Below are 15,105 nucleotides of genomic sequence, written 5' to 3' on the forward strand. Positions count from 1 at the left end.
TGTGCCGGGGTGGACGGCGTCATGCGGCCTGCAGTTCGCCGACGAGCTTCTCGATCCGGGCGCGGATCTCGTCGCGCACCTGACGGACGACCTCGATCGGCTGCCCGGCCGGATCGGTGAGCTCCCAGTCCTCGTACCGCTTGCCCGGGAAGATCGGGCAGGCGTCGCCGCAGCCCATGGTGACGATGATGTCGCTCTCGCGCACGGTCTCGGTCTCGAGGCGCTGGGGGACCGCGCCGGTGATGTCGATTCCGACCTCCTGCATCGCCTGGACCGCGATCGGGTTGATCTGGTCGCGGGGCGCGGATCCGGCTGACCGTACCTCGACCGTGTCGCCGGCGAGGTGCCGCAACCATCCGGCGGCCATCTGGGACCGGCCGGCGTTGTGGACGCAGACGAACAGAACGCTTGGCTTGCTCACGGAGATACTCCAGTACTCGCAGGGTTTTCGGTGTGGGGTGTGACAACATCATCGGCCGCTCGTCCGGCCGTGGGGTAGAGCAGTCTGAGAAGTGCTACGCCGGCGGCGGCTCCGATCACCTGTGCGATCACGAAGCCTGGCAGCGATCCCGGTGCGATTCCGGCGAAGGTGTCGCTGAAGGCGCGGCCGATCGAGACGGCCGGGTTGGCGAAGGAGGTCGAGGAGGTGAACCAGTACGCCGAGCCGATGTACGCGCCGACGGCCGCGGGCGCGACCGAGGCTCGCCCGGATGCCGCGAGGGCGAAGATCAAGACGATCAGGCCCGCGGTCGCAACCACCTCGCCGAGCCAAAGATGGCCCGCGCTGCGATCTGTGGTCGACCAGGACACTGCCGCTTCGGCGTACATGAGATTGGCCAGTACGGCGCCGAGTGCTGCGCCGATGATCTGCGCAGGGATGTAGGCGGCCAGGTCGCGCGGTGTGAGGCCGGCGCCGCTGCGTCGTCCGATCCACCAGTCGACCGCCGAGACGACCGGGTTGAAGTGCGCGCCGGACACCGGTCCGATCATCAGGATGAGGACGGCGAGGCCCAGTGCGGTGGCGAAGGCGTTCTCCAGGAGTTGCAGCCCGATGTCGTTGGGCGACAGCTTGGCGGCGGCGATGCCGGACCCGACCACGACGGTCACCAGCAGTCCGGTCCCGACTCCTTCGGCGACCGAGCGTCGCCACAAGGGGATGGTGTTCACTCGCGACCCGCCGCGGCCGGGACGTTGATCTCGTTGAGCAACTGACGGACCCGGCGTTCGATCTCGTCGCGGATCGGCCGGATGGCGGCGACGTCGAGTCCGGCTGGGTCGTCGAGTACCCAGTCCTCGTACCGCTTGCCGGGGAAGATCGGGCAGGCATCGCCGCATCCCATGCTGATCACGACGTCCGCGGCGCGCACTACTTCGTCGGTCCAGGGCTTGGGGTACTCGGTGGAGATGTCGATCCCGCGCTCGGCCATCGATGCGACGGCGGCGTCGTTCACCTCGATCCCTGGCTCCGAGCCACCCGACCAGGCGATCGCACGGTCACCGACCAGGTGCTCGAAGAAGCCGAGAGCCATCTGGGACCGGCCGGCGTTGTGGACGCAGAGGAACAGCACCACCGGACGGCCGTCGTCATGGTGGCCTTCCACTCTGGCCAGCGCGGTCAGCCGCTGGCGGGCGAATCGTTCGGCCAGCAGGGGAAGGAAGTTCGGGACGGTGCTGCCGGTCGCGAACTGGTCGTAGCTGGAGTGCAGGAACCGCTCGATCGTCTCCGGTCCGTAGATCCCGGTGAACTGTTCCCCCAGCCGGGAGGCCGCCGTACGCAAGGCAAGGTGCTGGTCGATGGAGAGGTCTTCGCGTTTGTAGCCGGGGACTTCGGTCATGACTTGCTCCTCGGGCGTTTCGCCTCGGTGGACGAGACCAGTGGCGCCAGCCGATCGATGCGGCCGGCGAGTTCGCTGTAGGCGGCCTCGAAGGCCGCATCGGTGTCGGTCGGTGCGGGATCGGGCACCGACCAGTGCACTCGTGGCCGCGCCTCGACCGGCAGGTCCTCGTAGGCGATGTCGCACACGGCGATGACCAGATCGTCGCTGCTCACGACGTCGTCCACCTGAGCCGTCCGCCACGCGTCGGTGTCGAGACCGTGGCGTCGAGCAACCTTCAGCGCCCGCGGATGCACCCGCTCTGCCGGCCGAGTGCCGGCAGATGCCACCGGTACATGACTGCGCCGCGCCCAGATCGCCGCGGCCAACTGCGACCGCGCCGAGTTGTGCGTACACACGAACACCACGCGTGGCACCTCGGTCAGTGAAGGGCTCGTGACGATCGCCAGCGTCTCGGGGACCAGCCGAACGTAGGTGCGCCGGTGGTCTCCCTCGGATCGCGTGCGTACCACCAGGTCGGCTTCTTCCAGGACCTTCAGGTGGTGGGCGACGAGATTGGTCGGCATCTCGAGAAGCGCGCCCAGCTCACTGGGGGCCGCGTCTCCCACCATCAACGTGTCGACGACGGCCAGCCGTGCGGGATCCCCGAGGGCGGCATGTACCCGCGCCCGCTTGATCCTGGACTTCTCCTCAATGTTCATTGCCTCAATAGTCACTGAGCTATCCGTCGCTGTCAATCTGAGGACTCGGTGGGCCGGAAGTTGCATCAGTGAGTACTGACATGCAAGCATCAGTGCATGCTGATATCAGCCGAAGCTGATCTGATTCGAGTACTGGCCGATCCGCTGCGACTTCGGATCGTCGGCCTGCTCGCGCAGGAGACGCTCTGCACGACGCACCTGATGACCGAGACGGGTGCGCGACAGACGAACCTGTCCAATCACCTGCGGCTGCTCCGCGAGGCCGGAGTGGTGGAGACCGAACCGTGCGGCCGCTTCACCTATTACAAGCTGCGCCCCGAGGTGCTCGACAGCCTCGCATCGCTGTTCGGCGGCCTGGCCGAGACCGCCCGGAAGACCATCGCCGACGATCGAAAGAGAGCGTGCTAGTGACGCAGACCCTCAACACAGCGGACGCGAAGGTCGTTGCGAAACTGTCGACGCTCGATCGCTTTCTGGCTGTGTGGATCTTGGCGGCGATGGCCGTCGGCTTGACGTTGGGCCGCGTCGTCGGCGGGTTGAACGACGCTCTCGCGAAGCTCGAGGTCGGTGGGATCTCGTTACCGATCGCCCTCGGGTTGTTGCTGATGATGTACCCGGTGCTGGCCAAGGTCCGCTACGACAAGCTCGACGCCGTCACGGCCGACAGGCGACTGATGATCCTGTCGCTGGTGATCAACTGGGTCCTCGGTCCGGCCGTCATGTTCGCTCTGGCCTGGATCTTCCTTGCCGATCTGCCCGAGTACCGCACCGGTCTGATCATCGTCGGTCTGGCGCGGTGCATCGCCATGGTCATCATCTGGAACGACCTCGCGTGCGGCGACCGCGAAGCCGCTGCTGTCCTGGTGGCCCTTAACTCGGTGTTCCAGGTGGTGGCCTTCGGCCTGCTCGGGTGGTTCTATCTCGATCTGCTGCCGCAGTGGCTCGGCCTCGGCGACGGCCAGGGCCTGGACGTTCCGGTCTGGCACATCGCCCTCAATGTCGTCGTGTTTCTCGGCATCCCGCTCGCGGGCGGCTACCTGACCCGCCGGGTCGGCGAGGCGCGGCTCGGCCGCACCGGCTACGAGCAGAAGTTCCTGCCGCGGATCGGCCCCTGGGCCCTCTACGGCCTGCTGTTCACGATCGTGATCCTCTTTGCGTTGCAGGGCAGGACGATCACCTCGCAGCCACTGGACGTCGCCCGGATCGCCCTGCCGTTGCTCGTGTACTTCGCGGTGATGTGGTTCGGCAGCTTCGCCATCGGTAAGGCAGCCGGCCTCGCCTACGACCGCACCGCCACGCTCGCCTTCACTGCCGCCGGCAACAACTTCGAGCTGGCCATCGCCGTCGCGATCGCAACCTTTGGCGTGACGTCCGGTCAGGCATTGTCGGGGGTGGTGGGTCCGCTCATCGAGGTGCCGGTACTTGTGGCCCTGGTTTACGTCTCCCTCGCTCTCCGCCGCTCGTTCCGCGGCGATCGGCAGGCCACCCCTACATCCCGGGAGAGCTGATGGAGTGTCATGAGTGCCAGGCCGCGCAGCAAGTGAGCCCCGCCAGCGCCATCTGCAGCCATTGCGGCGCTGCCGTGTGTGCGGACCACACGGTGGCGATCTCCGAGAGCCTGACGTGCACCCGGCCGATCGCCCAGCAAATCACCGTCACTCCGCCGGCCCGTCGCCTCCTGTGCCCGGTGTGTGCGCTGGCACGACAGGCGTTCTCCACCTGCTGCTCCCAGGCCGTCCCCGCAGGGCGCTGACTTCCCGCCTTCCGTCGCTGAGCGTTCCGCTGTCCCCGCATGACGCCGAATCCCGGTACTCCTGGATGTGGTGATCGCGGTTCCGTGAGGTCCGTTGCTTCCCAAGGCTGGACCCGACGAAGTACGTCGGGTTCTGGTTCGAGGGCGTGCCGGACTACGGGAAGGCGCGATCTGTGGAGGTTGCACACGAGCGATTGGTCCAGGCGCAGGTTGCGGCCATGGAGTTTTTCCGCACGGAACTGAGACTGCGACCCAAAGGGTGGGCGCGGCGCCATCTGCAGTCGCGCCGGCTTGATCATGTGCGGGAGCCGGGGTCGCGGTGGGCGGTGGGGTATGCGCCGGACGCGTGGGCCCATCTGGTTGATCACTTGCGGAGCGGGGGATTCGACGAGCAGACGATGGTGGCGGCTGGGTTGGTCGTTGCCACTCGCAAGGGCTACCTGATCGATCGGTTTCGGGACCGGATCGTGTTTCCGGTGCACGACATCGATCTGCGGCTGGTGGGGTTCGCCAGCCGTGGCCGTGGAGGGATTGCGAAGCATCTCAATTCGCCGACCACCGCGATTTACCGCAAGGCGGAGGCGTTGTTCGGTGTCGCGCAGCAGAGGCGCCTGCTGGAGAACGGTGCTGTTCCGGTCCTGGTCGAGGCCCCGTTCGATGCCCTTGCGGTGGGTTCTGCAAGCGGTACCAGTTCCCGATGGGCGGGTATCGGGCTGTGCGGCCTCGCGCTGAGCGAGGCTCAGGTTCGGATCATTCAGTGCTACGCGGGAACCGACTCCGTCATTGTCGCCCTGGATGGAGACAGCAGTGGCAGGCTGGCCGCCGTACGGCATTTAGATCTGCTGAGCCGGAGCTTCCGGAATGTCCTGGTCGCAGATCTGCCTGATGGCGAAGACCCGTCGGAGATCTACAGCTCCGAAGATGGGCAGAGGCGACTTCGGGGCCAGCTCGAGAACACGCGGCCACTCGTGAGTCTGGTGATCGAGCTGGAGCTCGGTCGCTGGGACCGGGTCCTCGACCACGTGAGCGGCCGGGTCGGTGCGCTTCGTGCGGTGGCCGGTCTGGTGCCGCGGTTGCCAACCAGCCTGATTGCGGACGAGGTGCAGCGGCTCTCCCGGGTGCTGAACCTCGATCCGCAAACAGTGTCGAGGGAGGTTCTCGCTGCCCATGGCAAGACTGCCTCGAAACGTCAGACGCGGCGCCTCGAACCGCTGCGTTCGGAGCCTGATCCGCCGGCGAATGTGATCCAGATGTGAGTGCCGGTTCAGGACTCCTGGACCTCTGAATCCGGGTTCTGAGTCGTTGCTTCAAGCACCAGATTTTCCCCACAGATCACAAACGGTGAATGTGGGGAGCAAGCAATGACGATCGAATTGCAGGAGCTGCTCGCTGATGCGGCGGCATCGAAGTGGGAGCCCGAGATCTCGGAGGAACTGGCCCGAGGCATCGAGGAACGAATCATCGCCTTCCTCCCGAGCCGGGCCAAGGCGGCCCTCGGGGCAGAGGAAGCGGCGCAGCGTGCTCGGGTCATCGCGTGGGAGCGGTGCAAGATCCTGGCCGCCCGGCCAGAGGTGACAGCGTCGTGGGGCTACTTGGCCAACACCGTGCGGTGGCGGCTGGCTGACTCCGTCCGTGCTGAGGCGCTACGGCGCCAGCGTCATCCTCTGATGCAGGTGCTGCCCGATCGGGCGGATGTCCGAGTCATGACGGAGCTCGGCCCGTTGCTCGAAGCGGTCGCTGTCGAACTGACCCGGATGGGTCTACCTGAGTGGACCGCCCGGCGGATTCTGATGGTCGCCACTGAGGGCCCTCGGCTCGAGCGCTCGGCCATCCGAAGCCGTCTGGTGAGCACCGGCATCGCGACAAGTCAGGCCGAGGGCATCGCCTGGCTGCTGCGCGGAGGTGCGGCCAACCGGTCGGCGGTGGCCCGGCTGGCGACAGGCCAGCACCGCGCTGAGGTGTTCAGCGATCCGCTGGTCCGCCGATGGCTGGCCGCGGCCGCCGGCATGGACGCCACCTTCAGCGGAGGCAGGCGGGGCACCTGTCGCGCTTCCGCGGTCCCGCCGTCTGCCGAATCGTCGAGCCCTGGTCTGGCCAGGACGGCGTAGGTGCAAACCGCCGGACGCCCAGCCGTTGAGTCCGGCATGACGACGAACAGTCCCCGACGTACCCACTGGCTTGTCCGCTACTACCGCTGGCAAGCCCGCCTGTACCTGCGCATCCTGCGCGCTGTCTGGATCATCCCGGCGCCGGTCGAGGCCTCGATCCAGAAGCGCCTGGCGCGCCGACCTGGAGGTGGAAGCTGACATGGCAGGAATCCTGCGATCCAAGCTGGTTGTCCTGGCAGCCGCCGGCCTGGTGCTCCTCACACTGATCGCCGTGACCGTCGCCCGTTGGCAGCGGCCATCGAAAGAACAGCCGCAAGTCACGGCGACTCAGAGCGGCGACGCGGGCAAGCCATGGCTCGACGCGTGGCAGCGCCCGGAGACCACCGATCCGAAGGTGTACGCCTCGGCGTACGCGACGGCGATCTGGACCTACGACACCACGGTGCACGGCTACTTCGATTGGCAGAACGCGGCCAAAATGTTCGCCGACCCGATGGATGAGGGCGGGCCGCGGGTGGCCGGCAGCATGCTGCCGGACTTCGGGCAGTGGGAGCAACTGGACCTGCACAACGCGAAAGCCTCCGTGAGCGATGTGTCGGCGGAGACCCCGCCGGAGCTGGTCCGCCTCGGGAAGAGACCTGGCACTCCCGAGGGCTGGCACGGCTTCGCCGTACGGGGCCAGCAGACCAACGTGATCGACGGCGAACCCCGGATCACCTCGCGGTCGGTAACTGTGGCCGTGGTCTGTACGCCGCAGTGCCGATTCTGGTCCGCGACGGCCGAGGGACCGTTGTGATCGTCAAAGCAGCTCTGGCCGGTGTGTGCTTCGTCCTCGGGGTCGCGCTGGTCCCGCCGATCGCGGCAGCCAGGGGCGGGTCGAGTGCCTGCGTGGCTGTTCCGGGTGCGGGCGAGGTCAGCCTCGACGCTGAGCAGCAGTCGAACCTCTCGGTCGTGTTGGCGACCGGTGATCAGCTGCGCGTCAGCCCGGAAGGCAAGGTCATCGCGGTGATGACCGCTCTGACCGAGTCGGCGCTGCGAAACCTGGGCCACGGCGACACGGCCGGCCCGGACTCGCGCGGGCTGTTCCAGCAGCGCAACGGCTGGGGACCACTCGCCGTACGGATGGATCCCGAAGGGGCCTCGGTCCTGTTCTACACCGCCTTGCTCAACGTGCCCGGGTGGCTGGAAATGGACCCGTGGCTCGCGGCCCAAGAGGTCCAGCGGTCGGCGTTCAGCGACGGCTCCAACTACAAGGCCAACTACGCCCGCGCCCAACGCCTGTCCGGATCGTCGGCTGATTCGCCTTGTGGGCCAGCGACCCCGGCGGTCGACGACGGTGAACTGCCAGGCGCGCAGGCTGCCGTCACGCGGGCGCTGGAGTTGGTGGGGCAGCGCGGCTACTACCAACTCTGCGCCCGGCTAGCCGCGAACATCTGGGGCCGCCCGCGCGCCGGCTATGCCTCAGCTGCTGAGCAGTGGTCGCAGATGGTTGCGTCCGGCAACGCCCACGTCGACCGGCAACCCCCGGTCGGCGCCCTTGTCTTCTGGGACACCGGCGGACTCTACGGCCACGTCGCCGTGTACGTCGGCGACGGCCGCATCGTCTCCAACGACATCAACGACCAGGTCCCGGGTGAAGGCGGCGTCTACCTCGTCGACCTCACCACCATCGAGACCGAGTGGAACGCCACATACCTCGGCTGGGCGCCGCCGATCTACCAAAGCACCTCAACATGACCAACGAGAAGGGCTGGACGATGTCCACATTCCTCGCGCCCGTTCGCGACAGACTCCTCATCACGATCGCCACCCAAGACCCTGGCGTCACCCCGAACTCCAACGGCCTGCCGGGGTTGTCAGCGCTGAAGCAGATGGCCGGCGCCCTGGTCACCTTCGGTCTGGTGATCTGCGTGGCCGGCTTCGTCATCTCGGCCGCTGCCTGGGCGCTGGGCAGCTTCAAGGGCAATTCGCACTACGCAGGCAACGGAAAGACGGGCTGCCTGGTCGCCGCAGGCTGCGCGATCCTCATCGGCTCGGCCAACACCATCGTCCGCTGGGCCAGCGGCATCAGCATCAGCTGAGGTGGCCGCGATGAGCTGGTCCGACTGCCTCATCAACCCCGTCAGCTGCGTCGTATCCGACGTCGGCAACTCGGCCGCGAACTCGGTCTGGGAGTCGTTCCTCAAGTGGACCGCGAGCGGCCTCGGGGACCTTGCCGCCACGGTCTTCCAGACCTTCAGCACCGGCACCACCCCACGATTCGACCAGGACTGGTGGCAGACCAACCTCGCCCTCATCGTCACGATCTCGCTGCCGATCCTGGTTGCCCTGTTCGTCTTGCAATGCATATCGGCCGTAGTCCAACGCGAACCACGCAAGGTCGGCCGCGCCTTGGTCGGCGCTGTGGTCGGTACGGCGGGGGTGCCGCTCGCCGTCGCGGTGATCAGCTCCTGCGGGGCGATCGCCGACGAGATATCGCTGGCCATCCTGGGCAACCGTGCGACTGCGGATGGGATGAAGCGGCTCACCGACATCAGCACGTTGCTGACCACGGCGTCACTCGGAGGGTTCCTCCTGCTGGCCGTCCTGCTCGCGCTCGTTGCCCTGTTCGCCCTCTACTTCGTGCTCCTCTTTCGAGAAGTGGCGCTTGTCGCTTTCGTCGTGTTCGCTCCGATCGCGTTGGCGAGTTGGACCTGGTCGGCGACTCGGCACTGGCTGCGCCGCTGGATCGAAGTCATCGGTGCGCTGCTGTTCTCGAAGATCGCGATGGCGGTCGTCTTCGCGCTCGGTCTGTCGGCCACCGGCGCCGCGGACCAGGGCAACAACCCCGCGAACCTGAGCACGTTCCTGGCCGGCGTTCTCCTGGTCGCCATGGCTGCCTTCGCACCCGCGGCGACGTTCTCGTTCATCCACTGGGCCGGCGACCAAGGACATACCGCTGCCCGCGCGATCCAGCAAGGTTCGGTCGGTGCCGCGGCGGCGCGGGACAGTGTCGAGAAGGCCCAGCACTGGGGTGCAGAACACCTGGGCACCTCGCTCGACAAGGACGAGTCGCCCGTCGTCGGCGACGGCACCGACGGGGTCGACACCGACGACGCGATCATCGACCGGGCAGAAGCCGACGCCACGAAGTCCGGTGATTCTGGAGGCTCGTCTTCAGGCGACTCAAGCAGCGCTGCCGAGCGGGCCACCAGCAGCGACGCACCGCCCGCACCGGCGCCAACAGCATCAGCCGCTGACGGCGCGGAAGGCTCGACAGCTATCGCCGTCGCCTCGAGCGAAGTCTCCGTCGACGCACCGGCCGCGGACAACCGTGCTTCGAGTGCGCCAGGCGACGAATCGACCACCGATATCGGAGAGGACCGCGGATGACGACCACGATGGCGGCCCGCTTCCCCAGACCTGAACGCAACACCGTGCTGCTCGGCCTGCGACCGATCCAGGTCGCACTGCTGGCGCTCGCGATCCTCCTGCTCGTGCTGTCACTCATCGCCGATTCGAGCCCGGCAGGGCGGATGGCCTGTATCGCGGTCTCCACCGGTTGCGCGGTCGCGGCCTTGGCTCGCATCGAGGATCTTCCGTCGTACCGCTGGATCCTGCTCCGCGCGCTGCACGTACTCCGGATCGCGAAGAAGCAGCAGTCCTACCGAGCCTCCTTCACCCGTCCACGCGCGCACGGATCGCTGCACCTGCCCGGCACCGAGAGCGCCCTGAAGATCCTCGACACAACCGCCACCATCGCCGCCGTCCACGACCCCCGCCGCCGGCGGCTCACCGCGGTGGCCCGCATCGAGGGACCGGCGCACCTGCTGCAGAACAGCGACGAGCAGGACCGCCGCGTCACGGCGTACGGACAACTGATCGCCGGCCTGTGCCAGAGCAGCCGGATCGTCCGCGCGCAAATCCTCGAACGCACGCTCCCCGACCCCGGCGATGGGCTGAGCCGGTGGGCGCAGCAACGACGGCTCGACCCGACCCAGCCCGCCGGAGCGATCTACCGCGATCTCCTCAAGCACGCGGCCCCCGCGCCGGCACGGCACGAGACGCTGTTCGCGTTCACGCTGAATCTGGACGCAGTGTCGAAGGAGGTCCGCAAGCACGGCGGGGGAGCCGCCGGCGCCATGACGGTGCTGGAAGCCGAAGCCCGTGGCTTCGAAATCAGCCTCGCCGCGGCAGGAGTCGCCGGATGCTGGCTGAACGCCCCCGAGCTGGCGATGAGCCTGCGCGTCGCGTTCGATCCCTCGGCGACCCGCACGATCCCCAGCCTCGAGGCGCTGGACCCTTCGGGCGCCGGTCCGTTGGCGATCGATGCCGGCTGGGATCAACTGCGGACAGACTCGTCCGTCCACCGCGTCTACATCGTGACTGAGTGGCCGCGCGTGAAAGCGACCCCGGCCTTCCTCGGGCCACTCCTTTTGAAGCCCGGCGTACGTCGGACCTTCTCCCTTGTCCTTCAGCCGATCCCGGTCGGGAAGGCGCTGCGCGACGCCCGCCGCCACCAGGTCGACCGCGCCACCGAGCGGGCCACCCGACGCAAGATCGGCCAACTGGAGACCGAGGAAGATCGCCAGCTCGATGCCGATGTAGCCCAGCGCGAGAAAGACCTGGCCGCCGGGCACGGCGATGTTCGATGGATCGGTTTGCTTGCGGTCTCTGCGGACGACGAGGAGAAGCTCGACGAAGCCTGCACCGAGATGGAAATCGCCGCTGCCCGAGCGCTGATCGACCTGCGACGCCTGGTCGGCCAGCAGCTCGACGGGTTTCTCGCGACCACCCTGCCGTTCGGAACGGGGCTGCGATGAACAGAAGAGACGTCGCTTCGTACGAGCCGAGCGGCCTGGACAGAGCCGCTCGGCGCGCAAGCCGTAAGAACACCGAGCTCCTCCGAGCAGACTCACCTACCAGCACGGTCCGCGAACGCGGGACCTTCGAGGCATTCGTCGAACCGGCGAGAGCTCCGTACGACGCCCGGCATGCCATTCCGCTGCTCGTGGATTCTCACCGAGCCACGACGCGGATACTGCGCGCCGCCTACCCCTTCCTCGCCGAAGGAGGACTCGGTGCCGACGGCACCTACATCGGATCCGACATCTTCAGCGGTGGATCGTTCGTCTACGACCCCTGGGTCCTCTACCAGGCGAAGGTCATCACCAACCCGAACCTGCTCCTGGCCGGCGTCATCGGCAGCGGCAAATCCTCAACCGCCAAGGCCTTCATCACCCGCTCGATCGCCCTCGGCCACCGCGCCTACGTCCCGTGCGACCCGAAAGGCGAGTGGACCGCCGTCGCCGAAGCAGTCGGCGGAGTCGCCATCCAACTCGGCCCCGGCCTGCCGACGCGCCTCAACCCACTCGACGCCGGCACCCGGCCCACCGCCGTACTGCCCGACGAATGGCACAAGATCGTCTGGTCCCGACGCCGCGCACTCCTCGGCACCCTCGCCGAATCCACCCTCGGCCGCCCGATGACCGCCGTGGAGCACACCGCACTCGACCTCGCCCTCGAGACCGCCTCCACCGACCGTCCGGCGCCAACCATTCCCGACGTGGTCACCGCACTGTTCGCTCCCGACGACGACCACGCACGCAGGGTCGGCCTCCAGACCAACTCGGTGCTCGAAGACGGCCGCGAAGTCGCCCACGCCATCCGTCGACTCGTCCACGGCGACCTGTCCGGCATGTTCGACGGCCCATCCACCACCGAGTTCGACGCCACGCTCCCGATGGTCTCCCTCGACTCGTCCCGCATCGGCTCCGGCGGCAACGACCACGCCCTGCGCCTGGCACTGGCGTGCGCTTCCTCCTGGATGGAAGCTGCCGTGGCCGACCCGTCAGGAGGGCAACGTTTCATCGTGTACGACGAAGGCTGGCGCGTGATGCGCGACCCCGCCCTGCTACGCAGGATGCAGGAGCAATGGAAGCTGTCCCGAGCCTGGGGAGTCTCCAACGTCCTCATCATCCACCGCCTGTCCGACCTGGCCGCCGTCGGCGACCTCGGCTCCGAAGCCCGCGCCCTGGCCGAAGGCCTCCTCGCCGACTGCTCGACCCGGATCATGCTTCGCCAAGAACCCGACCAGCTCGCCCGGACCGCGACCCTGCTCGGCCTCACCGACGTCGAGATCGCCACCATCGCCAAGCTCCCCAAAGGCCGCGCCCTGTGGCGCCTGCCGGACCGCTCGTTCGTCGTACAGCTCGTACGGCACGCCCGTGAAGTTGAACTCTTCGACACCGACGCCCGGATGTAGGCATCGATGCTCAACAGAAACCCCACCCAAGGCGGCAGCAACATCGATCTCGCAATCATCGCGCTCGTAGTCGTCGCCGCCAGCGCGATGATGCTCAGGACGGCCGGCGGACTGAGCAGCCTGATCACGACCGGAGAGTGGATCAGCACCCCCTTGCCCTCGAGCCTCAGAGTTCTGATCGACCCGGCACACCCAGCCCGAGCCTTCGATCTCCAGGCCGAACCGTTCGGACCCACGTTGTACTGGGCGGTCGTGGCGTTGTTCATCGCCACACCCGTTGGCGTTGGCGCCGCCGCGTCGCGGATCTGGCAGCACCGTCGGGCAAGTACGCGCGGCAGGACTGGGCATCTCACGTCCCGCCCCGGTCTGGCCACCCGCGCCGACGTCGAGCACGCCGTCGGCCGTCGCCAGGTACTGCGCCGCGGCCGCTCAGCCAGACCATGCCTCAAGAACCCACGACCCGAGGACGTCGGCGTTCTCCGCGGTTACTCCCGAGGCCGCGAGTGCTGGTCCTCGGTCGAAGACTCCGAGATCCTCGTCGGCCCACCCCGGTCCGGCAAAGGCCTGCACATCGTCATCAACGCCATCCTCGACGCCCCCGGCGCAGTGGTCACCACCTCCACCCGACCCGACAACCTCGTCGCAACTCTCGGCCCGCGCAGAGCGGCCGGCCCGGTCGCGGTCTTCGACCCCCAAGGCCTCAGCAAGGCCGAGGGCATCCGCTGGTCACCCGTCCGCGGCTGCGAGAACCCGACCACCGCCATCGTCCGCGCCTCCGGCCTCGCCGCAGGCGCCGGCTTCGCCAAAGGCGGCGTCACCGACGGCGCCTTCTGGCACGGCCAAACCGAAATGGCGCTGCGCGGACTCCTCCACGCCGCCGCCATCGACGACACCGGCATCGACCGCCTCTACCGCTGGGGCCTCGAACCAGCCTCCGCCATCGAAGCCGTCACCATCCTCAACCACTCAGGCGACGCCGCCGAAGGCTGGGGCGACACCCTCGACGGCATCGTCCGCATGGACGGCCGCACCCGCGACGCCATCTGGGCCGGCGTCCGCTCCGCACTCTCAGCCCTCGCCGACCCCGCCGTACGCCGAGCCTTCGACCCACCACCCGGCGAAGGCCTCGACCCCAAGACCTTCCTCGCCGACAAAGGCACCATCTATCTCCTCGGCACCGGAGCTGGCGCCAGCGCCACCTCGGCGTTCATCGCCGCCCTGCTCGAGGACATCACTGAAACAGCGCGCCAGATCGCTGCCCACCAAGAAGGAGGCCGAATGGAACCCCCGCTGGCGCTGGTCCTCGACGAAATCGCCAATCTCTGCGCTGTGCCCTCGCTGCCCTCTCTCATGGCTGACGGGGGCGGGAACGGCATCTCCACGCTCGTCGTCATCCAGTCCTTGGCCCAGGCCAGAGACCGCTGGGGCGAACAAGCCGCCGCGGCCATGTGGGACGCCGCCACCCTCCGCCTCATCCTCGGCGGGTCGGCCCAACCCCGAGACCTCCAAGACCTCTCCGCCGTCTGTGGCGACCGAGACGAAGAACTCCGCAACTGGAGCCGCGCCCCCGACGGCGGCCGAACTTGGTCCACCACCACTCGCCGCATGCCGATCCTGCCCCCCGACGCCTTACGAACCCTGCCCTTCGGTACCGGGATTCTCCTGGCCCGCACCGCCCCGCCGATCCTTCTGAGGCTGAGAGCCTGGAGCGATCGGCCCGACGCTCCGGCCATCCGGCGAAGCATCCAGGCCAACGGGCAGCGATCATGAACCACGATGACCTCGTCAGCAACCTCGAACAGTTCTTCGAGCCTCAGGTCGTCTGCTGGAAATCACTCGACCCGGCTGCGGTCACCGAGGAGCTTGCGGCCCTGCAGGATTGGGTCACCTGGGCGGTCGAGCGATACCAACTCGACCACAAAGTCGTCCTCCCATGCTGGGCGGAGCACGGGAATCTGGTCGAGGAGCTCTCCGCCTTGCGTTCCCTGTGGGAAGCCTGCTTTCAAGAAGACGCGTCCCCCTCCGAGCCCATCACCTTCCACCGCGAACTGGACCTGGCCCTCCGCCGGCTGAGGGAGTGGTCATCCCGTCTCGGCTGCTCGCGAACCAGCCACCGCGCTGACCAGCAGGTCTGATCGCGGCCGGTCGAACGCCTAGCCGAAGAGCTTCATCGCGCGAAGCTGCCAGTCCAGTCACGCCCTGTCGCCCTGCTATGCAGAGGATCGCAGCGCTCAGACTTAGCCGGGAGGCTACTGGCCGCTGGTAAGGTCGGAAACGCCGTTCTTGGCCTGAAAGGAGGCGCTGATGTCTGGTTCTGCCGGCTGTCCCGTCTCCGTGTGTTGCGGTCTGCCTCAGCCTCGCGTGTGGGTGACGTTGGAGTTTCGCTCGATCGGCACGAACGGGTATGTGAGTACGTGGGGTGCGATCACCGGTATCTGTCCACCGAAGGGCCGCTGAGCCGACC

General features: G+C 67.6%; 18 protein-coding genes. 14 read left to right on the plus strand and 4 right to left on the minus strand.

Going from position 1 to position 15,105, the window contains the following annotated elements:
• Positions 1-19: 19 nt before the first annotated feature.
• From HDA39_RS36155 to HDA39_RS36170, 4 genes are read right to left on the minus strand one after another with little or no spacing between them, the layout of a single operon-like run.
• On the minus strand, positions 20-421 hold the full coding sequence (locus tag HDA39_RS36155; protein WP_184802986.1) for an arsenate reductase ArsC: 402 nt from the start codon (positions 419-421) through the stop codon (positions 20-22).
• On the minus strand, positions 418-1,167 hold the full coding sequence (locus HDA39_RS36160; RefSeq protein ID WP_184802988.1) for an aquaporin: 750 nt from the start codon (positions 1,165-1,167) through the stop codon (positions 418-420). The genes HDA39_RS36155 and HDA39_RS36160 overlap by 4 nt, the downstream gene beginning before the upstream one ends.
• On the minus strand, positions 1,164-1,835 hold the full coding sequence (locus HDA39_RS36165; protein WP_184802990.1) for an arsenate reductase ArsC: 672 nt from the start codon (positions 1,833-1,835) through the stop codon (positions 1,164-1,166). Before HDA39_RS36165 ends, HDA39_RS36160 begins: the two co-directional genes overlap by 4 nt.
• Positions 1,832-2,572, minus strand: coding sequence for an arsenate reductase/protein-tyrosine-phosphatase family protein (locus HDA39_RS36170; RefSeq protein ID WP_238356231.1), 741 nt, complete (start codon positions 2,570-2,572; stop codon positions 1,832-1,834). Before HDA39_RS36170 ends, HDA39_RS36165 begins: the two co-directional genes overlap by 4 nt.
• Before the next feature lie 60 nt (positions 2,573-2,632).
• Here HDA39_RS36170 and HDA39_RS36175 point away from each other — a divergent pair, with 60 nt between their 5' ends.
• The 14 genes from HDA39_RS36175 to HDA39_RS36240 all read left to right on the plus strand — a co-directional run bounded on the left by HDA39_RS36175 (position 2,633) and on the right by HDA39_RS36240 (position 14,776).
• Positions 2,633-2,944: an ArsR/SmtB family transcription factor gene (locus tag HDA39_RS36175; RefSeq protein WP_184802992.1), complete on the plus strand. Its 312-nt coding sequence runs from the start codon at positions 2,633-2,635 to the stop codon at positions 2,942-2,944.
• A complete protein-coding gene (arsB, locus tag HDA39_RS36180; protein ID WP_184802994.1) occupies positions 2,944-4,044 on the plus strand; it encodes an ACR3 family arsenite efflux transporter in 1,101 nt (366 codons plus the stop codon). The genes HDA39_RS36175 and arsB overlap by 1 nt, the downstream gene beginning before the upstream one ends.
• Entirely contained in the window at positions 4,044-4,289 is a 246-nt protein-coding gene (locus tag HDA39_RS44160) for a DUF2180 family protein (protein WP_184802996.1), read from the plus strand. Before arsB ends, HDA39_RS44160 begins: the two co-directional genes overlap by 1 nt.
• Before the next feature lie 218 nt (positions 4,290-4,507).
• Positions 4,508-5,545: a toprim domain-containing protein gene (locus tag HDA39_RS36190; RefSeq protein ID WP_184802998.1), complete on the plus strand. Its 1,038-nt coding sequence runs from the start codon at positions 4,508-4,510 to the stop codon at positions 5,543-5,545.
• A 105-nt stretch (positions 5,546-5,650) separates the two neighbouring features.
• On the plus strand, positions 5,651-6,397 hold the full coding sequence (locus HDA39_RS36195) for a hypothetical protein (RefSeq protein ID WP_184803000.1): 747 nt from the start codon (positions 5,651-5,653) through the stop codon (positions 6,395-6,397).
• Between the two features lie 36 nt (positions 6,398-6,433).
• Entirely contained in the window at positions 6,434-6,595 is a 162-nt protein-coding gene (locus tag HDA39_RS36200) for a hypothetical protein (protein ID WP_184803002.1), read from the plus strand.
• 1 nt (position 6,596) lies between these two features.
• Positions 6,597-7,193, plus strand: coding sequence for a hypothetical protein (locus HDA39_RS36205; RefSeq protein ID WP_184803004.1), 597 nt, complete (start codon positions 6,597-6,599; stop codon positions 7,191-7,193).
• Positions 7,190-8,134 (plus strand): CHAP domain-containing protein, encoded by a 945-nt coding sequence (locus HDA39_RS43955; RefSeq protein ID WP_184803006.1) that lies wholly within the window; start codon positions 7,190-7,192, stop codon positions 8,132-8,134. The genes HDA39_RS36205 and HDA39_RS43955 overlap by 4 nt, the downstream gene beginning before the upstream one ends.
• A complete protein-coding gene (locus HDA39_RS36215) occupies positions 8,131-8,478 on the plus strand; it encodes a DUF6112 family protein (RefSeq protein ID WP_238356232.1) in 348 nt (115 codons plus the stop codon). The genes HDA39_RS43955 and HDA39_RS36215 overlap by 4 nt, the downstream gene beginning before the upstream one ends.
• A 10-nt stretch (positions 8,479-8,488) precedes the next feature.
• Positions 8,489-9,769 carry a TrbL/VirB6 family protein gene (locus tag HDA39_RS36220; protein WP_184803008.1) on the plus strand — a complete coding sequence of 427 codons (1,281 nt, stop codon included), beginning with the start codon at positions 8,489-8,491 and terminating at the stop codon, positions 9,767-9,769.
• Entirely contained in the window at positions 9,766-11,199 is a 1,434-nt protein-coding gene (locus HDA39_RS36225; RefSeq protein ID WP_184803010.1) for an SCO6880 family protein, read from the plus strand. Before HDA39_RS36220 ends, HDA39_RS36225 begins: the two co-directional genes overlap by 4 nt.
• Positions 11,196-12,641, plus strand: a complete 1,446-nt coding sequence (locus HDA39_RS36230; protein ID WP_238356233.1) for an ATP-binding protein — start codon at positions 11,196-11,198, stop codon at positions 12,639-12,641. Before HDA39_RS36225 ends, HDA39_RS36230 begins: the two co-directional genes overlap by 4 nt.
• A 6-nt stretch (positions 12,642-12,647) precedes the next feature.
• Positions 12,648-14,411, plus strand: coding sequence for a type IV secretory system conjugative DNA transfer family protein (locus HDA39_RS36235; protein WP_184803012.1), 1,764 nt, complete (start codon positions 12,648-12,650; stop codon positions 14,409-14,411).
• On the plus strand, positions 14,408-14,776 hold the full coding sequence (locus HDA39_RS36240; RefSeq protein WP_184803014.1) for a hypothetical protein: 369 nt from the start codon (positions 14,408-14,410) through the stop codon (positions 14,774-14,776). Before HDA39_RS36235 ends, HDA39_RS36240 begins: the two co-directional genes overlap by 4 nt.
• Positions 14,777-15,105: the final 329 nt, after the last annotated feature.

The sequence above is a fragment of the Kribbella italica genome, assembly GCF_014205135.1.
In the GTDB taxonomy this organism is placed as follows: domain Bacteria; phylum Actinomycetota; class Actinomycetes; order Propionibacteriales; family Kribbellaceae; genus Kribbella; species Kribbella italica.